This is a genomic window from Flavobacterium glucosi (genome assembly GCF_048286535.1).
In the GTDB taxonomy this organism is placed as follows: domain Bacteria; phylum Bacteroidota; class Bacteroidia; order Flavobacteriales; family Flavobacteriaceae; genus Flavobacterium.
In genome coordinates this window covers 199215-220364 of sequence record NZ_JBLVPK010000001.1, presented here as the reverse complement: position 1 = coordinate 220364, position 21150 = coordinate 199215, and the positions used below count along the sequence as shown (strand labels likewise).

General features: G+C 34.2%; 11 protein-coding genes. All 11 read right to left on the bottom strand.

Annotation, left to right across the window (positions count from 1 at the left end):
- Positions 1-50: 50 nt before the first annotated feature.
- Positions 51-1916, bottom strand: a complete 1866-nt coding sequence (locus tag ACNQGD_RS01105; RefSeq protein WP_417998016.1) for a trehalase family glycosidase — start codon at positions 1914-1916, stop codon at positions 51-53.
- Positions 1913-3127 carry an MFS transporter gene (locus tag ACNQGD_RS01100; RefSeq protein ID WP_417995927.1) on the bottom strand — a complete coding sequence of 405 codons (1215 nt, stop codon included), beginning with the start codon at positions 3125-3127 and terminating at the stop codon, positions 1913-1915. Before ACNQGD_RS01100 ends, ACNQGD_RS01105 begins: the two co-directional genes overlap by 4 nt.
- 82 nt (positions 3128-3209) lie before the next feature.
- Positions 3210-4946: an alpha-amylase family protein gene (locus tag ACNQGD_RS01095; protein WP_417998015.1), complete on the bottom strand. Its 1737-nt coding sequence runs from the start codon at positions 4944-4946 to the stop codon at positions 3210-3212.
- Between the two features lie 6 nt (positions 4947-4952).
- Positions 4953-5903 carry a carbohydrate kinase family protein gene (locus ACNQGD_RS01090; protein WP_417998014.1) on the bottom strand — a complete coding sequence of 317 codons (951 nt, stop codon included), beginning with the start codon at positions 5901-5903 and terminating at the stop codon, positions 4953-4955.
- Position 5904: 1 nt separating this feature from the next.
- Positions 5905-7200, bottom strand: a complete 1296-nt coding sequence (locus ACNQGD_RS01085; protein ID WP_417998013.1) for an MFS transporter — start codon at positions 7198-7200, stop codon at positions 5905-5907.
- Between the two features lie 134 nt (positions 7201-7334).
- On the bottom strand, positions 7335-8252 hold the full coding sequence (locus tag ACNQGD_RS01080; RefSeq protein ID WP_417998012.1) for a GyrI-like domain-containing protein: 918 nt from the start codon (positions 8250-8252) through the stop codon (positions 7335-7337).
- A 2-nt stretch (positions 8253-8254) separates the two neighbouring features.
- The gene (locus ACNQGD_RS01075; protein WP_417998265.1) at positions 8255-9607 is read right to left on the bottom strand and encodes a vanadium-dependent haloperoxidase; all 1353 of its coding nucleotides are present in this window, start codon (positions 9605-9607) and stop codon (positions 8255-8257) included.
- Positions 9608-9641: 34 nt separating this feature from the next.
- Positions 9642-12902: a VCBS repeat-containing protein gene (locus tag ACNQGD_RS01070; RefSeq protein WP_417998011.1), complete on the bottom strand. Its 3261-nt coding sequence runs from the start codon at positions 12900-12902 to the stop codon at positions 9642-9644.
- Positions 12895-16212, bottom strand: coding sequence for a VCBS repeat-containing protein (locus ACNQGD_RS01065; RefSeq protein ID WP_417998010.1), 3318 nt, complete (start codon positions 16210-16212; stop codon positions 12895-12897). The genes ACNQGD_RS01070 and ACNQGD_RS01065 overlap by 8 nt, the downstream gene beginning before the upstream one ends.
- 159 nt (positions 16213-16371) lie before the next feature.
- Positions 16372-17901 carry a RagB/SusD family nutrient uptake outer membrane protein gene (locus ACNQGD_RS01060; protein WP_417998009.1) on the bottom strand — a complete coding sequence of 510 codons (1530 nt, stop codon included), beginning with the start codon at positions 17899-17901 and terminating at the stop codon, positions 16372-16374.
- Between the two features lie 10 nt (positions 17902-17911).
- Complete coding sequence (locus tag ACNQGD_RS01055; RefSeq protein ID WP_417998008.1) at positions 17912-20899, bottom strand: SusC/RagA family TonB-linked outer membrane protein; 2988 nt, start codon at positions 20897-20899, stop codon at positions 17912-17914.
- Positions 20900-21150 lie beyond the last annotated feature (251 nt).

Below are 21150 nucleotides of genomic sequence, written 5' to 3'. Positions count from 1 at the left end.
AAAGTTAAAAAAAATATGCATTCAAACAACAAAAAACATTTTTTTAACCTCTAAAATATATCATCCGGACAAATCAGTTCTCCTAATTTATCTTTTAATTCTTCGTTCAAAATTTGCAATCCATATTGATAGGATGCATTCATCCAGCCAAATCCCTCCTTGGCGATGTAATCAAATTCAGTTCCTACATTACCATATTCAGCAAAAACCTTGTGCGAACTGATTTCCAAATCATATTTTTCCGGAATCGTTCCATTAAAATCCACTGCGTTTTTAGTAATTAGCCACAACCACCGGTACACCATTTCTTGTGCTTTATCCAAATAATTATAGTTAATTAACCCTTCCCATAATAATATTTGATGCGGTGCCCAACCGAAAGGATAATCCCATTGTCGTTGCGGAGCCTCTTTTGCAGCAGTAGCAATACTTGCCTTAGTACTTCCCGTAATTCCTCCTGTTTTTACAAATTGTGGCAAGGCTACTTCAACTAATTTTTTAGCCTGATTTTCATCACACAACCCAGCCCACAAAGGGAAAAATGTTGTCGCCGCTTCAAATGGAAATTGCTCTTGATTCACAAAATCATAATCAAAATACATGCTTGCTTTTTCGTTCCAGCACAATTCATTCATTTTATCTTTACGGAAAAGCGCTTTTTGCTCCCATTCTTCTGAAGTATGAGCTACATCACCAACTTGGAAAGTGTTCCCGAAATAGGTTGCTATTAGGTAAGCGACATCTTTTTCGTATTTATAAAGAAAACTATTTATATCTACCGAGTTTAAATTGGCACACGTATTTATAAGCCTATCGGTTGTATCATGGCCACTTTCTCTCAAGCTACGGTCATGAACGAAATACATATCAAGATCAGCATCAACAAGAGTTCGGTTTAAATATTGTTTTTCAAACTCTCGAATTGGCAAATTGTATTTTTTAGCATACGGCTCTAAAATATCATCAAAATGACCAGGTTCCACTTCAAATGGCATTCCTACCCCGTCCGCTTTATATCGATTTAAACCTGTTGGTGTCAATCGTTTTCCCTGAACCATCCAAACGGAATTGTATTCCAAGATTACTGTTTCTAAATGACTTCTCAACCATTCTAAACTGGGCACTTTCTTTTTTACAATTGCGATTAACAATGAAGAATACAATGGAGGCTGCGTTCTTGTTAAGTAATAACTTCTATTCGCATTTAGAATCTTACCGTAATGTATGATTTGATATTTAAAGTTTTCGGCAATAGACATTGCTTTTCCCAATTGATTGTCAATAATTAAACCAACACCAATAAAATAGCTATCCCATCCGTACATTTCGTTGAATCTTCCGCCGGGAACCACAAAAGGTACTCCTTGTAAACTGTATATTTTTTGCTCTAAAGCTAAAGCCAGAATACCTGGTTTAGTATTTAAAGTTTCCACATATTCCATCGAAAAATTTTCGGGCAAAATCCCTACTTTAAAATTCTGAAGTTCTTTTTCTAATTCCTGAAAATAGGCAACACCTTGCTTGTCTTTTGCCGAAACATAAAGCGTAGGAACCTCATTGTTCGTTTTCTCGTCCTTAAGAATTTGCTCTAACCCTTTTCTATCTATAGTTCTGGTCAATTCATTCCAATAGTCTTCTCTAATTTTCCTCGAAATTCGGTGTACTGGATTCTCTTGAATGCGACTCAAATCAACTTCTCCCAATGCAGAATTCGTATTCTTGAGCTGCGCTAATTCCTGCAATAAATTGGACAAATGATACGTCCCTACAATAACTTCTTCTTGTTTGGTAATTTCGTCAACCAAAACAAATTTTTTAGGGCCATTGTCGTCTTTCGTTATTTTTTTATCCTGATCTGTATCCTCTTGAAGCAATAGTTCCTGGAATACTTTGTCTATGTTGAGTACGAATTTCATTGTTTAGTAGTAAGTTTTTTTAAAATAAAGAAAGAAACGAGTAAGAGCGCCATTGGAATTAAAGTATAATAAAATGCATTTTCCGGGCCTTCGTTTTTAAATAAATAACCAATAACTCTAGAACCCAAAGTGCCGCCAAGCGCAGAGAAAACGACAATTAAACCAGTCATGGAACTGTGGAGTTTTTTAGGCAAAGCACTTAATACCACAGAATTTAAAAGTGGATAAATAGGTGCAATAAAAAGTCCTACTAATGGAAATGCAAATCCTATCAAGGGAATATCACCAAGGGAATTGATCTCTTTGACATCTAATCCAACAGCTTTAGGAAGTACGAAAATTACAATAAGCATTGCTGCTACAATACAGCAACTAAGTACCCAAATCCAATTGACTTTTTTAGTAATAACACCAGCCACTAGTCTTCCCACAGCTAATGAAATGGCCAAAATACTCGCCATCATAATACTAATATTCTCCGGAAGATGCAATACTTTGCTATTGAAAGTAGGCAACCAAGACATGATTCCCTGCTCAATCATTACAAACAAGAACGCACTGATTACAAAAACAATGGTTAACAGTTTCGCGAATAATTTGAACATTTCTTTGAAATCATCGGCTAAATTAACACCCGGAATTTCAGTTTGATTTTCGAATTTGGTAAAAAATAAAAAACCAAAAGATAGTAATGAAATCCCCGCCAATAACCAATAAACATTCAGCCAAGCATCTGGATTCACATCCGAATTAAAAGCAGGAAACAAGAAATATGCCAATGCAATCCCTATCATAAAAACGCCTTCAATACTGCTCATCAAACTATTGTGTTCCTGTTGATTCTCGGTTATGGTTCCAATAAGCGAATACACCGATACTTTTATCAACGCAAACGAAACGCCAACGGTAGCAAAAAGTAATTTTGCTGTTCCAAAAGAATTTCCAAAATACATACTAACGCACGCTACTGAAACCAAAGCCAAACCAATAAGCATGGCGCGCTTGTAGCCTATTCTGGGTAAAAATGAAGCGATTAAAAAAGAAACTATGGCGATAGGCAAATCTTTGAAAGCTTCCAGAACGCTGGCTTGTAATTCATCTACACCATAATTTTTTTGAGCCTTTAATATCACAATTCCTACGCTGTTCAGCAGAATTGCAAATACAAAGTAATTGAGATACATGGCTAATTTTATAGTGCTTTTTTTCATGTTTTATTTCTTAATTAATTATATAATTATTGTTTTCAATCCCTTCAAATATGACAATCTTAATTTTGACACGATATGAAATTTAAAAACTCATCGTGCTTGTCTGTCCATTTTCAGTATGGTCAATGGTAAACCCATTGGTTTGAAGATTTGCTTTTAGGTGCGCAACTGTAGTACCATTTACCCATTTGATATCTATAATATCATCTACAGTATCATTGATTTCTACTTGACCTGAAAATGCATTTGAAGTATTTCTTAACCGAATTAGGTCTAGCTGTTTACTAACAACTCCTGTTTTCAATCCCTGCTCAATATCCGATATTGTCAATGTGGTGCGATTAATTTCTTTATGACCTGCACTACCTCCATTATCTGCTGCTTGATAATTATTTTTACCGGCAAAAATATCCAAATACCAAACCTGCGGTATACCAGGCATAAACATTTGAATGACTCTTGCAAGAAGTAGCTTTTGTTCGTCTTCCCCTAATGCACTAAAAAAGGTTGCATTTATTTGATAATAAGAAATTTTATTCCCGGAAGGATCGTAAAGATTCTTTACCCGACCGCCACGTTCCATGATTTTATTCATGATACTTTCAATCTCGGTATCTTCTAACAAACCTTTATTATAAACCCCATTTACTTCCTTGCCTTTCAAGTCCAAAACAGGTATGCCATCATGGCAACCAAGCATGTTTACTGTTTTATATCCTTTGGCAATAATTTCCTTAGCCCAACTCAATAATGCTTTACTCGTTTTATTTTCGATAGTATGTATCGTTAAACCCGGCAAGAAAAAGTCATAGATATAATATCCTTCATTGGCTACCTCATCATGTAAATGCAAACCATATTCTGCGTGAATTTCTGGCAATAGCATCAAATTATTTTGTTGTGCTATTTTCTTGATACGCGCTAAATATTCCCAAGTCCCCTGTTTATTAAAAAAATTAGATTCCCCTACTTGTTTGTGCAAATAGGCAAAAGCGTCTAATCGAAGGATATTACAACCATAACCGTTTAATTTCTTTAGTGTTTCCTCATAAAAATCCCATACTAAAGGGGATTCACCATTGACATCCATTTGTCCTAAATAGGAACGTTTTTGTTCAACAATTTGTAAAATTTCAGATTTCGAAGGAGTACAATCTTCAAAATCAATGGTCGTGAAATCTTGATTATAATTAATTGCTGTATTAATTATGGAAACAATAAATAGACTTTGCACTTCTGTTAGTCTTTTTACAGTTTGTAAATCTGCTACAGCAATCGGATTGTAAGTTATTTGCTGATAAAAAGTATTCCAATAAGGCTGTTCCGTACCATCCGGAAAACGTACTTTCAATACGGGCAAACCCGACTTTCTCATGAACAATTTATTGAGAAACTCTGGTTTTGGAATTATAATTCCATCTTCATTCATTACCCCGTTTCCCTCCCAGAATTCGTTCCAATTGATAAAAAAATCTTTAAATTTTGATTCATTACCGTATTGTAGTATGTCTTTAAACTGAGGGGAAGCTACAGAAAGATGATTTAATACGATATCAAATTTCAGTTTTATCTGGAGCTCATTCAAGACCTTTAAATCTTTTGGGTCTACTAAATCTTTATTTATATCATAATCAATAATAGAAAAACCTCTGTCTAAATCACTATTAAAAAAGGTAGGTAAAACGTATAGTAAAGAAAACACATCTTTAAACTCTTCCATTTTAAGCATGGCTATAGTATCACTAAATTTTTCTCCAATACTATCTGGATAAATATTGAGCATAACCCCATTACTGATCTTTTTATTATTTTCTTGCATCGTATTTTATAAAAGTTTAGAAAGGATATTGATGTTATCCGGCAATCGTCCTACATTTTGCAATTTCAAAGCCGCTAATTTTAAAGCGATGTCCAAACATTCATGAATTGATTTTTCCTTAATGTAAGCGAATAAAAATCCGGACCAAAAAGCATCTCCTGCTCCCGTAGAGTCCATAACTTTGTCAATTTTTATTGCTGGCATTTCTATAATATCTTTTCCTTTTTGAGATAATTTCACCCCTTTGCTTCCTAATGTTAAGCAAACGGTATCTACTCCCTGATCGTGAAAAAACTCAAAGATCTCTTCATGTGGAAGCTCTTTTTCAAAAAGACGCAACATGTCATCCTCGCTAATTTTTATCAATGGATTGAACTTACAGTACGCATTGATCACTTTAAAAGCCTTCTTTCTACTTTTCCATAGCTTTCTTGCATAGTTGACATCAATACTTAGCTTACATCCTAAATCGTAAGCTTCTTGTGCTTTCTTTAAGATCGTCTTTTGTGCAGGATTTTTACTTAATGCGAAACAAGTGGTATGGAAAATCTTCGTATTGGATAGTATTTCCGTTGAAATTTGTTCCTCATCAATACAACAATCTGCGGAACGATACGGAATGAAATCTGGCGTTCCCTGAGACCTTGAAACAAAAATAACACTCGTTGATTTATTATCCAGAACTTTAAGGTGGTTTGTATTCACACCAACACTCGCTAACCGTTCCGAAATATAGGAACCAAAACCATCGTTCCCTACCGTTGCAACCATTATAGTATTCAATCCTAATCGTGTTGAATTCATAGCAACGTTAGTCGGTGAGCCTCCTAAATACCTATGATAATCTCTAGTCTCATTAATAAGCACCTCTTCTTGATGACCAATAAAATCTACAAGTACTTCACCAACACAAAGGATATCTATTTTATCGCTAATATTATTTATTGTATTATCCACTTTATTTCGTTTTTTTTATTTTTATTAATAATGTACACAGCGCAGCAATGACTAACAATACTCCAGCAAAACTAATCGCTTGACGCGGGTCATTATCTAAAAAATTCTTTAAAATATATCCAAAAGATAGGTTTTGGATAATCATTGGAATAACAATCATCATATTAATAATCCCCATATAAACCCCGTAACGCTCTTTTGGAATAACAGCAACAACCATCAAATAGGGAATCCCCATCATACTTGCCCAAGCAATTCCGTAACCAATAATCACCGCAAAAAATACATATTGATTTTGTACCATTGGAAAAAAAAGTAAAGAAATTGCTCCTAATAATAGGCAAACAAAATGAATCGTTTTTGCACCGTATTTTTTAGCTAATACAGCCAAATAAAAAGCTATTGAAAACGTAACTATAAATCCAAAAGCGCCAATTAATCCATTCCATTCGACCGCCTTTTCATAGCCAACTGGATTCTTGGGTGTAACATTCCATACTGATAATGCAATACTTTTTGAATTATTTTGCCAATAACACATCATCGCATACCACTGAAACAAATAAACCAAAAATAGTTGCCACATCACCATGGGCATTTCTAGAACGGCTTTATAAATATCTATAAAAGGAGAGAAAAATTTTAATGGTTCTGATTTTAAAATGGCTATTTCTTCTGCTGTTGGCGGGATTTCTTTTGTTCTATTCATACTCCACCAAATGGACGTTATGGAGAGTATCGCTCCGAGAAAAAAGGACGCATAAATCCAAGTTGGTAAAGCTCCTGTATAACCCACAAAAACAAGTGGAAATAGAAATAGTGAAATATAGGATAGAAACTGACCGAAGCCAGTAAAAAAGCTTTGAGCCTGAAAACCTGTGGGCTGTTGTTCTTCGTCTAATGTATCAGCAATAAATGCGCGATAAGGTTCCATTGCGGTGTTATTACCAACATCTAGAATCCAAAGCAAACCGGCAGCCATCCATAAAGAACTGCTAAATGGGAACAAGAATAAAGCGATACTACAAACTATGGCGCCGATAAAAAAGTAAGGTTTACGCCTTCCCCATCTTGGATGCCAAGTTTTATCGCTCATCGCACCAATGATAGGTTGAATCAATAAACCGGTTAAAGGTCCCGCAAGATTTAGTATGGGAATTTGATCCGGACTTGCATGTAAAAAATCATAAATAGGATTTACGGCACTTTGTTGCAAGCCAAAGCTGTATTGTATACCAAAAAAACCAACATTCATATTGATTATCTGCCAAAAGCTCAATTTTACTTTTAAATTCATTCTAGGTGGTCAATTTGTTAATTTTTTCTAAAATTAATTTTAAAATTGCCAATTAAATACAGAATGAAAACAAAAACGTTTTCGGAAGACCCGAAAACGTTTTCGATAATTTAAATCACCTAAAAAATTTGCTCTTATTTTGAAGTAAATGGAATAATTATTTTAGTCTCCCATTGTAGCTCCTCGCCTCCATTAAAGGGATTCGACAAAAAATGTTCCAAAACTTTATTTTCCAATTTAAGATTATGCTCTTTTGCGTAATCCATTAAGGCAAACCAAGCTCTGTCTGAGGTTCTGAAATTCCCATAATAAGTAGCTTTTAATCCTTTGACAGCAGGTAAAGTTTTGAATTTCACAGCATTATTTACAACACTCTTTGTGGGCTTGTCAACTGGAAAACAATAATTAAAATCGATTGTTTCTTTATCAAGATCCCAATTTATAATTTCTAAGTAAGGTCGTCCTATTATTTTTATTTCATTTTCAAATAGAAAACCAGTAATGATCGCATCGTTTGCAATCATAGTTTGGCCTTTTTCCTGTAAAACACTTTTCAAATTAATATACGCTACAAATGTTTCCTCTGAAACCCCTTCACCTTCAATTTTCACTTTAAAATTTTTCAAATGGTCGCTCAATCCTTTCTTAAAATCAGTTATTTTTTTTATTTGCTCTTGTTTGAACTTAGTATTAAAAAATGGCACCGTTATTTTATTATACAGACTATGCTTCAAATCCTTAATCCCAACATTCACTTTTGTCACCGAATCATTTATAGAAACAATGTCCCAAGTGTATTCCATTTGAACATCTTTTTTTGTCATTTCTTGTTTGACAAAGTCAAAGTTCCTTTTCTCTATAATCACATACCTTTCAGATTCCTTTAAAACCTGTGCAGTAGTCCATTCCTGAATCCCTTGAAAAACAGTTCCTGTAGCTGCATTTACTTTAAACGAAATACAATAATCTGTTTCCTTAACGAAAAGATACCAAATTAGAAATAATGAAAGCAAAACACTAAATCCTATTATAATTTTTTTTCTGACTCTCATTATTATTTATTCATCTTTAATTTATTATTGATATAATCTCCAATATTATTGCCCTGTACTATGCCATTTTCAATAGCCGCTCTATAATGAATTCCGCCGTATAGCCTACTAATTGAGGCTTCCGCAGCAGCTTGTTTAAAGGATGTAAAAGGTCTTTTAGGCAACCCGAAAGAAACTTCGGAATCATCGATATAACTAAAATTATCCCCAAAAATAGAGGTTAGAATTATTGCTGAACACGAAGAAACAACAGAATGTCCGCTTACATATTCCGGAAAAGGTGGTGTTTGTAATTGTGGCCTCCAGTTTTCATCTATATTTTGATTAATATATGTTTCAGGACGCACAACATTACTTCTGTACTTTTCATCCCAACAACTGATGAAACTTTCAAAAATTCCAAGAGATGTTTTAGTATATGCAAAAACTGTAGTCTCAAAATCTGATTTTGATTTTTTTAAAGCTATTTTAGTAATGTTAATCCAGTGTGCATCTGGTGTATTTTTCTTCTTTGCAAACATCATGTGCCCCTGTATCACTGTAGCATACGGATTACAATCCCAAAACGAAGCAATCGCTGATTCTTCAGGAATTGGTTTGGTTTGATTTTTCTCCACTTCAATTAATTTTTCAGAAATCAAATTTCCTAAATCATACGTCTCTTTGGCATCTTTATAAAAAGCAGAATTTTTATCCGTAGAAAATGGATAAGGTGCAATGGGTTTAAATTGAGATGCCGAATCCATAACTAAAGTTCTTATTTCGCCCCAATGCGGTTCCACACCATCCATATAAGATGGCGGAGTTGGCTGCCATCTTCCAGCTTGATCTGCATGAACTGAAAATTTAGAAAAAGTCCGAGTTTGCTTATAATTGTCTTTCCCCATCCACATTTTGATTCTGTCCACCACTTTTAAGGCGTATTCTTTAGACACATCAAATTCTTTTTGATTTTCGGAACCCCATTTTTCATACAAACTATCTCTGTATTTTTCCAGAGCTTCCTCAGAAAAAATCAACTGTTTACTCACTTCAATATGGGCAATAAGTGCGGCTAAATTTTTATTCACTCCACTTTTCGGATCCAGTTTAGGTATAGAATCTAATCCTTTTAACTGTCCTTGTAAGCTTTCATATTTAGTGTTGTTTTGTGCCATAATCTCATAAGCGGCAACATTAGGATAAACATAAATTCTACTCGCAACTGGAGGCGAAAAGATGTCATGTACCATAATTCCTGTTACCGTATCAACTGCCGCACAGAAATCATCTGATGTCACTTTAATTGGAGTCTCTTTTTTACATGAAGTTAAAAAAAGCATCACAAATCCTAAAAGATAAATCTTAGCGTTCATGGTATTGGGTTTAATTATTTTATTTGTCATTAAATTATTTTTTAGCTGCAGGCATTTCATACAATTCTGCCTTTTTATTATTGATAGTAATCAGCATATATTTCTTTCCATTGAAATTGACAATATCCAAATGTCTAACTGCCTTTTGAGTCAAATCAATTCCTATTTGATTGCCTAAAAATATAGTTTTATCATTTTTGATCAATGCGCCTGAAAACCCATCAAATCTACTATGATACGGAGAAACCCCAAAATAATTTCCTGCCGCAAAAACTTCTTCTTTCGCATCTGAATCAAAATTAGATTTCAGAAAACTGGTAATTGGCGCGACTTGCATTTTATTCGAAAAAGGGACAAAAGTAAACTTTCCTTTATCATTCCTTAAATAACCAGATTTCAAATTATGAACTTCAAACAATTTTCCTTTTTCCAGCATTTTTGGATCAAAAACTTCTTCAAGTGTTTTCCCTGCGAAAGATTTATAACTATTGAATTTCTTTTTTAGCATTCCGCTGAATTGTTCTGCTAATTCGTCGAGCCCCATTGTGGTAAAATATTGTCCTTTCTTTTCTATTGCAACAATGGTTTCAAAAGAGCCGTTGGTATCAAAATCATCATAATACATTTTCATTGGAAAATCCTGTGAAGCTTTAAATTTAGAATTCATTCCCCAGTTTCCTAGCAAATAATCTTCATCACCATCATGATCAATATCAAAAGAAAGTACTGATTGCCATAGTCCATTGCTTTTTTCTGGAAAAACCGTTGCGGTTACATCCGTAAATTTTCCGTTTTTATTAGCAATAAAAGTAGGTTTCATCCATTCCCCCACTACAATTAAATCTATCTTTCCATCTTTATTAAAATCTGCAAAAACAGCATCCGTAACCATTCCGATTTTCTCAAAAGTCTTATTTTGAACAATAGTGAATATTCCTTTATTGTTGTTCAATAAATAGCAATCCGGCATGCTTCCAAATCTATTATTGATAGAATTATTACCCACAAAAATATCTAAATCTCCGTCATTATCATAATCAAAAGTCTTCACAACCGATGCATTTTGAGCCAGCTTAGGCAAAACCGCATCTATATATTGATTATTTTTGTTTACATACAAACGGTCTTGCAAATTAGAGGCGTTTTCACCGCCTCCGGAAGCGACATACAAATCATTTGTTTTATCATTATTGAAATCGCCTATGACAACGGAAGCATCTTCAAAAACAGAATCTTTTTCGATTGCAGCAAATCCTTTTTTGACAAATCCATTTGGATTCTGAATATAAATTGATGCTTTTTTATCTTTCGAAGCTCCAAAGAAAATATCGTCCTTTCCATCTCCATTCAAATCTCCAACCGCCGTTGCTGCACCACGATCAGTGCGTTGGTAAGGAATTAATTTTTGGGACAAAATATCAATAAAATCATTTTCCTGATGCATAAAGTCAATACCCAAACCAGTCTCTACTTTTTTGAAAATTGGCAGAACTGTCGGATGTAATTTTTTATAATCAAAAATCTTTCTATTCTGATTGGCTTTTATGGTAAGCGTTTGACATGTTTTAACATTCTTTACGGTCTGATAGGTTTTATCCGGCCAAATCACCACTAACGAATCTACCTTAGTTGCTTTTCCATAACCAAAATGAATAATAGGTTCAGATGAAGACTGAAATCCTCTGGTGGTTTGCAGTTCCTTAAATTGCTTTTTCCCTTTGGAATAAGAAATTACTTTAGCTCCAATCCCAAAAGTGTTTTTTCCGGTAAACCGCAATTTCAATTTTAAATAGTTTGATTTGGCATCCGTTTTATTGATATAAAGAGATGCAATTGCATTGGTATTATTGGTAATTACATCTAAATCTCCGTCATTATCAATATCAGCATAACCGCTACCATTTGAAATTATAGAATCATTTTCTATCCAATCACTCGACCGGTTTTTAAACTGTAAATCAGCTGCTCCCTGAAAAACATAATTGGTCACATTTCCCTTTGGCATTCGCTTCAACGCTTCTTTATCCAATAACTTGGTCGTACTTATTTTACTTTTTATTTGATCATTTGAATAATATTTCACGTAATCTAAATCGTTAGGACGCTTTGGAATTCCGTTAGCAACAAAAATATCCTGCTCTCCATCTTGATCATAATCACCAAATAAAGTACTCCAACTCCAATCAGTCGCAGCAACGCCGCTCAATAGCGCCGTTTCTGTAAAATGCACTCCTGCTTGATTTAACTGCAACGTATTTCTGGAATACTGATAATGATAGCCTAGTTTTTCGGTTCTCATTTTTAACATTTGAGTATTGTCATCACCTAATGATGATTTCAACACTTTTTCGTCTTCTGGTAGCATGTCTAAACTTAGAATATCTGGAAAACCATCATGATTAACATCAGCAACATCAACTCCCATAGAGAATCGGCTGGTGTGACCAAAATACTGTTTCAAACTTTCCGTAAAAGTTCCATCACCATTATTTAGATAGTAATAATCATCTTCGTGAAAATCATTGCCTACATAAATATCCGGATACCCATCTAAATTAAAATCAGAAACTGCCAATCCTAAACCATAGCCATTGGCACCGCCAAAAATTCCTGCCTGCTCACTTACGTCAACAAATTTTCCGTTATCATTGCGAAATAACTTATCCCCACACTCATAACTTCTTTTATTTCTAATAGCAGCATTTCCAAAAGATAATTCAGAGTGAACAGCATGATTTAATAAGTACATGTCTAAATCTCCATCTAGATCAAAATCAAAAAACGCGGCTGAAGAGCTGTAATTATCAAGATCTAATCCGTATTCAGCAGCACTTTCAGTAAATGTATTGTCCTTATTATTGATAAATAATTCATTTTGACCCTCAAAACCATTAATTCCAACAACTGCACAAACATAAATATCAAGATAACCATCTCCATTTACATCGGCCATAACTGTCCCAGCATTCCAGTCACTTTGACTTTCTACACCTGCTTTTACTGAAATATCCTCAAACTTATTTTTTCCTTTATTTAAGTACAATTTATTTTTTCCTTGGTTGGAAGTAAAATAAATATCTACCAAACCATCATTATTGATATCGCCGAGGGAAACACCTCCACCATTATAATAATAGAGGTAATCTAAAATGGATATGTTTTTGGACTCTAATAATTGGTTATTGAATGTAATATTGCTTTCCGTTGAAGACAATTTCTCAAAGAGTTGTCCTTCTTTTTTGGAACAACTCATAAACAGCAATGAAGTAAATCCTATTTTGAAAAAATTATTCATGTCGTCTAAATATTTTAGGGGCATTATCATTTACAACAGCTATAATTGAAACCGTTTTATTCTTATCCTGTATTATTCTCACCTGTTTCACTTCTCCTTTTATAAAGAAACCGGATTGACTGTAAGGCACCCATGAGAAAGTCCCATTTTTATTTCCTAAAAGCACACTGCCATAATTAGCATCCAGTCGAGAGAATTGTGGCTTGAATTCGTATTGATTTCCACCCAAGATTAAATCTAAAATTCCATCATTATTCACATCCATAGTACTAATGGTGTTTACACAAGAAAACTGGACTTCTTTTGGAAGCGCTTTTATCTCAAACTTACCATTTCCTTTATTGATCGCAATTACACTTTCTTGAAAATTTACTGTCTTCTGAATCGAATTATCGACTACTTCTTTAGCAAATAATTCCTGAAATGTTTTCTTGGAATAATCTGCATAGCTTAAATTTTTCTTCTTAATCGAAGGAATCTGTTTGGCCAATTCCTGTTTTAGATTTATTGGTAAATCTCTGCCTTCAATTGATCTGGTTGCTATTTGCTCAATGGTTCCGTTATTATCAAAATCATTGGTAAACAATTTCATCGGATTTGTATTGGTCGCTTTGTAATTTGTATTTGTTCCTTTATTACCCAGAATCAAATCTTTTTTACCGTCATTGTTCAAATCTACACAGCTAACTGCATTCCAAAAACCATGAAAATTCGTCAGATTCGATTTGAATTCTACCAATCTTCGTCCATTGTTTTTGAAAATCATTGGCGCTGTCCAATCCCCGACTAAAATTAAATCTTTTCTGGAATCGTTGTCAATATCTTCCCAAATTGCATCGGTTATCATTCCAACCGAATTAATTTTGAACGCTTTTTTATCCGTTACATTTGTAAAATTTCCTTTTGCGTCATTTTCCAATAACAAATGCTTAGGATCAATTCCATAAACACCAGGAACGCTTCTACTTCCTATAAATACATCAATATCACCATCATTATCAAAATCATTTGGCGCAATTACCGAGACGTTATTATTGGTTGTTGGTATGTTTGTTTTGCTTTTCACAAAAACTCCTTTTCCGTTATTCAAATACAGACGGTTTTTATAATTCGCCTGATCTGATTTTTCATTTCCACCTGAACCCACCAATAAATCGATATCTCCATCATTATCCGCATCAAAAAAACTGGCTGCAGTATCTTCAAAAGTAGCATCTGTATCTAAGTCTTTTTGATCCGTAATTAAAAAATTACCATTCTCTTTATTTAAATATATTTTACCGGCTTGCCCTTTGGCTCCGCCAATATATACATCTTCATTTCCATCACCGTTAATATCAGCCACTGCAAGTGCAGGTCCTTCTTGCGAAAGCATTTTAGAAATTAATCCTTCATGATCAAAATCGATGTAATCATTTTCTTTGTGGGCTAAAAACGGCGCTTTCCTTTCGGCAAATAGAGGCTTAAGTACCTTATTTTTGGGAACATAATCCAATTTAGCCGCTGCAATATTTAAATTCACGGTGGTATTATTCACCACTTTTTTAATCATTTGAAACTTTCCATTGGGCCAAATTACTTGTAATGAATCAATTTTTTTAGTTCCAATACCAAAAGTCATCACATAATCTATCGAAGACTGAAATCCTCTGGAAGGAATTAATTCTTGTCTGAGAATTTCTTTGCCTGAGAACAACTCCACCACGCTACCTACCGCAAATTTATTTTGCCCTTCGCCTTTTAGTTTTACTTTTATGAAATGATTATTTTTGTTCTTTTCAGAATTATTTCGATAAACAAATGCTTCCATATTGACATTATTGACAATCAAATCTAGATCCCCATCATTATCTAAATCTCCATAAGCAGCACCATTAGAAAAACTTGGAGTATCTAATCCCCATTTCATAGCTTCATTACTAAAGGTCAGGTTTTTATTATTCTTGAAGGCATAATTTGGTATTGGAGTGCTTGGCATTTTACTGATAATGGTTTGAATTTCTTCTTTTTTACCGGTAACCACCATTTTCTGCATAAACTCATTGGCAAAAAAATCAACAAAATCTTGATTGGTTAAATCGTTATAAATTCCGTTACAAACATAAATATCTTTGTAGCCATCATTATCCATATCAAATAATAAAGCACCCCAACTCCAATCTGTTTTTGCAACGCCGGCATGATTTGCTACTTCAAGGAATTGATTGTCACCATTGTTTATTTGCAATGTATTTTGCATGTATTGATAGTAGAAATCTAGATTTACTTTCCTTGTAAATAAATCATAGTTTTCAAAATTTGTAGTCGTTTTTAAGCGTTCGTCCGGCTCCGGTAACATATCAGTTACAAAAATATCGGCTTTCCCGTCATTGTTTACATCGGCCATATCAGCACCCATTGAAGACTGGCTGATGTGTGATGTCCATCCCTGAATTTGTTCGGTAAAGGTTCCGTTTTTATTATTTATGTATAAATAATCTCTTTCATAAAAATCATTGGAAATATAAATATCCGGATACAAATCTCCGTTTACATCACCTACTGTAACTCCTAAACCAAAGCCTATCAAGCTACCATAAATACCAGACGCTTCACTTACGTCAACAAATTTTCCGTTGTCATTGCGCATTAATTTGTCTCCTCCGCCTTTTAATATTTCGGCCACATCCCAATCTTTATCCCTTAAGTCTCTTTTATTGGAATAATTTAGACTACTTACTGGAATAAAACTATTGTTTAAAATATAAACATCTAAATCACCATCTTTATCATAATCAAAAAAAGCAGCGTGCGTAGTAATACCAGTGTCTGCCAGATTATATTCATCTGCTTTTTCGGTAAAAGTATTATTGCCATTATTAATAAAAAGTTCATTTTTTTGTTGATCACCCAAACTATTTCCTGCATTACATACATAAATATCGAGTAAACCATCGGCATTTAAATCTACCATTACAACACCCGTTGACCAGGTTTTGGTTCCTTCAACACCGGCTTTTTTAGAAATATCTTCAAATTTAAAGTTTCCTTTATTTAAGTAGAGTTTGTTGGTTCCGAGATTTGAAGTAAAATACACATCCGAAAGACCATCGTTGTTAATGTCACCAATAGCAACACCACCGCCATTGTAAAAGTTTCTGTATTTAAATATGTTCATGTCTGCGCCATTTTTCACTTCATTAAGGAAATTAATTCCGGTTTCTGAAGCATCTAATTTGGAGAATAAGGTGTCTTTATTTTCTGAGTTTTCTTTGGAACAATTGGAAAAAAAGAGAATAATAAGTGGTAATAAGACAAAACGATTTGACATATTATATTGTAGAATTTAGTTAGGTAATTTTAGCTGATTAGAATTGCCTAATTTATATAATATTGATAATAAAAAAGAATAAAATTGATATAAAATAAAGAGGGTAATAAATACCCTCTTTAAAACTAACTCAAAAAATAATTAATAGTAAAAAAATCTTTAATAACCAGGGTTTTGAACTACATTAGGATTAAACAATGCATCCGCTGGAATTGGGTATAATGCGTATTTACCATCTGAAGTAGTTGGTTTTAACTCTCTTGGAGCTAAAAATTTCTCAAAACGGATCATGTCATTTCTTCTCCAGCCTTCATACCATAATTCTTTACCTCTTTCTAAGTACACAGCATCTAAAGTTGCTGCACTTAAACTTGGCGTCAATTTAGCTCTAACCTTTATTTGATCGATTATTGATTTAGCTGTTGCTGCTCCACCTGTACCACCTCTTAAGGCCGCTTCAGCTTTCATCAGCAAGGCATCAGAATAACGCATTAAAACATAATCATTAGCAGGATTCCCTAAATTAGCATTGTCTGGCTCATATTTCTGAGTTCGTATACCCGCAGTTTCTAAAGTAGCTCCACTTGTGATCATGGTAACCGCAGCAGTATAAAACAATGGTCTACCAGTTCTGTCTTTCAAAGGTGTCACTCCTCCCGGAGCGAACATTTGTCCAGCTTGAAACCCAATAGGATTACCAAAATTAGCGATGATCGATGATGAAGTATGTTGTCTGCGATCATCCGCAGCATCAAATCTATTGTAATATTCTGCTACCGTAGCAAAACCATTCCAACCATCTGGAGTTTGATTGTAGTGCATACTCATTCTCCATCTGGACTGAATACCTCCACCTGTACCAAGTACATTTTTAGAAGAAAATAAAATTTCCCCGGATGTGTTGTTTGTTGGTGCAAAATTACTCCAGTATTCTGATACTAATGAACTATTTATCGCATTAACATGAGTGATAACTTTATTCATATCAGCAGCATCAAAAGTATAAGGACCTGAGGCGTTATCCGCATTAAAAACTGCTTTATTCAAATACAATTTAGCTAATAAAAAATTACATGCATCTTTATTTGCTATACTTGCGTCATTGGCAACACGTGGTTGCAAATCTGCCAAAACAGCTTCTAACTCCGTAATAACAAATGCAGTAGCTTCCTTTCGAGACCAGAATTTTGGACTTTCAGTAATAAGGGACCCTACTTCTCTATAAGGCGCTTGCCCAAATAAATCAATTACGTTGTAATAATAGAAGGCTCTTAAAAAACGAGCTTGCGTTTTTTGTTGAGCAGTTGCAGTGTTATTGATCACCAAATTACAATTATAAACATTTGTCAACAAGGCATTCCATGCATTTCTAATTTCCACATTGTCTGATCCCCAAGTATGAACGTGAAATTGTCTCCATTTAGCATTATCATCCCAGTCGCCTCCTCTGGTTGGACCTACCAATCCATCACCAGACATTTCGTTCATGGTAAACATTTTGTCTTGGTCCTGAAAACCTCTTAATCCTTCATAAGCAGATTGCAGAAAGTTTCCTGTATTTACATTACCACCAGCGCCATCAGCAGTGACATAGCCATCTAATACTTCTTCTTCTAAATTTGTACAACTCACACCAAATGCAATTGTACCTATAAAAAAGATGCTTTTTATAATATTTATTCTTTTCATTTTTTGTTAATTAAAATGTTACATTAAGTCCAATAGCAATACTTTTTTCTCTTGGATAGGATAAATAATCCATACCTGCAGAAGGTACTCCATTTAAAGCTTTATCAGTATCTACTTCCGGGTCAAATCCAGAATATCCAGTGATAACGAACAAGTTTTGTCCACTTACAAAGAAACGCGCTGATTTAATTTTTAATTTTTCTAAAACATCGCCTTTAAAAGTATACCCTACTGTTAAATTCCCCATTCTTAAGAAATCACCACTTTCTAAGTATTTTGTTGATGGTGAGTTTGGGTCAGACTGAACCTGAGGCGAAGCTGCTGCCTCTGGAGTTACGTTTCTTCCTCCAATTAATGCTCCTTTAAAGAAATAAGCATTAGCCGTGTTATTATATAAATAATGACCAAAAGCACCATAAAACGAAGCTCCTACATCAAATCTTTTGTAAGAAAAATTAGTAGAAAAACCTAAATTTATTTTTGGTAACGGTTGTTTGTCTAATAATTTTTTGTCAGCATTACCTAAACCGGTATCAGATCCATCAGCTGCAGCATAGATAGAATTACCCGTTGCATCATACCCACGGAAATCGTATAAGAAATAAGTGTATAATGGGTAACCATCTTTAATAATTTCAGCATTAGCACCTGACAAACCTTGACCATTTATTCCGCCTGCTAATAACGATACTGAACCAAAATTTTTGATCTCATTGTCTAAGAAAGCAACATTTCCTGAAATATCCCAAGCCATGTCCTCAGTATCAATAACTTTATAACTCAAAGCAGCTTCAAAACCTTTGTTAATTAAATTCCCCGGTAAGTTAACGCTTCTGTTTGATCCTGGTCCTGGTTGCGCTGTAGCTTGCGGTACAGGAGCAATTAAATCCTTAGTATCTCTATTGAAATAATCCAATGAACCTGTTAAGCGATTTTTCAAGAAGGTAAAATCAGTACCTATACCATAGGACGTGGTTGTTTCCCAACGCAATAAATTATTGGCTCCGGATATGGTATTTGGCGAACCACCATTTCCGTAATTTGCTTTAGAAACCGCTGAATTCACAGCAAATTCTTGATTTCCAGTGATACCATAATTTCCTCTAATTTTAAAGTCGTTTACCGCCCCGTCTTTACTGCTTATCAATTTGTAAGCTGCACCTACAGAAGGAAAGTAACCCCATTTATTATCAGCACCTAATTTAGTTGATCCGTCAGCACGAACTGTACCAGTAAGAATCAAATCTTTATAAACAACGAATTCAGCTCTGGCAAAATACGATTGTAATTCCGTTTTATTTCTAAAAGACGAAGCTCTAAATTCCGCTTGAATACCGCCTTGAATATTGTCTATCAAATTTGTTTGTTCTGGAACATATCCATGACCTCTTGCACTACTTCCATCTACATCATAAGAATAATAGGAATAGCCCACTAAACCATTTACGGATAAATTGTCGCTAAAATCATTAGTATACGTAAATGTATGCTCTAATGTTTTGTTGAATTTAGTTAAATCAGCAATTTCAGCAAACCCTCTTTTTGTAATACCGCCATTAGCAGCATCACTTTTCACAAGATCTTGGCTATTAATTTCGATTGTAGGAGCTATTTGTCTTTTTCTTATTGAAGTTGACGTTTCGATACCAAATAAAACTTGGTATTTCAAATGATCCGTAATTTTCAGTGTAGCGTTAATGTTTCCTAATATCTTATTCGTGTTGGTATAATCTTTATAGGAATCTAACAATTCTACTGGATTCAAATAATCATTACCAACAAAAGTATAATCGCCATTAGCTTGATAAATAGGTAAAGTTGGATTCCAGTAAAGTGCCGTACCAATTAAATTCCCTATGTAACCCGCATTATTACTTAACAAAGTTGTTTCGTCTTTAATTGCAGCATACAGCAATCTTGATTCAACTTTCAAGGCTTTATTGAAAAATTCATTTGTGTTTGCAAAAGACGCCGTGTATTTATCAATACCCGTATTTTTTACAATTCCATCTGTTACATTGGCTCCAAATGAAAGTCTGGTATTTGAATTATCCGTTGAACTACTGAATGCAATATCATGATTATTAGAGAAACCACCACGCAAAATAGCATCTTCCCAATTGTAAGACCTTGATCCTCTATCCACTCCACCTGCAGCAACAAACTCATCACCGTTAAGCAACTTAAAATCGCCTGACATTTTACTAAAACTAACAGATGTATTGTACGTTAGCTGAGGAATTTTTGATTTTCCCTTTTTAGTTGTGATAACAATAACACCATTCGCACCACGAGAACCATAAATAGCCGTAGAAGAGGCATCCTTTAGAATACTCATACTCTCGATATCATTTTGATTCACAAAATTTAATGGGTTTTTAGCCGAAGAAGCCCCTAAATCAGCAATTTCAGAACCTCCGGAAGAAACATTTCCTCCGTCAAGCGGAACTCCATCAATAACGATTAATGGTCCATTCCCGGATCGTATAGATGAATTACCTCTAATTCTTATAGAAACTCCTGCACCAGGCTCTCCACTAGATTGTGTTACCTGAACTCCTGAGACTTTACCTCTTAATAATTCCGCAGGTGACGTTGCTGCAACATTATCGAAATCTTCTGAAGTAATCATGTCTACCGCTCCAGTTGCGTCTTTCTTTCTAACTGTTCCGTAACCAATGACGATTACTTCTTTCAGTTCTGCTGAATCCTCTTGTAATACAACACTAACGGTGCTTTTCCCTGCTACATTTAGCTCTTGACTTTTAAGACCAATGTAACTAAAAACTAAAACTGCGTTTGAGCCAACATTTTTGATAGTAAATTTCCCATCAAAATCCGTTTGTGCTCCATTTGTTGTTCCTTTAACTAAGATAGAAGCCCCTGGAAGCGGACCGCTAGCATCAGATACAGTTCCAGACACATCTTGCGAATATGTCAAACTTGTACATAGCATCGTTAGAAACACCATCAAGCCTTTAATTAGACTATTTTTCATACGTAATAAATAAGTTGGTTAATAATTTGTTTTAATGGTTTGTTTTAAATATTAAGTTCAAACATAATTATAATTTTATGATAATATTAAGATTTTACTAAACTATAACGTTTTCGTTACGCCGAAAACGTTTTCGATTTTAAAATTAATACCTTAAAAAATTAGTGTTATAATTATAATAAACACAAAAAAATGGCACTAAAAAAACTATTATTGTATTATTTTCGCTTTTATAGCGAAAAATCATTGCG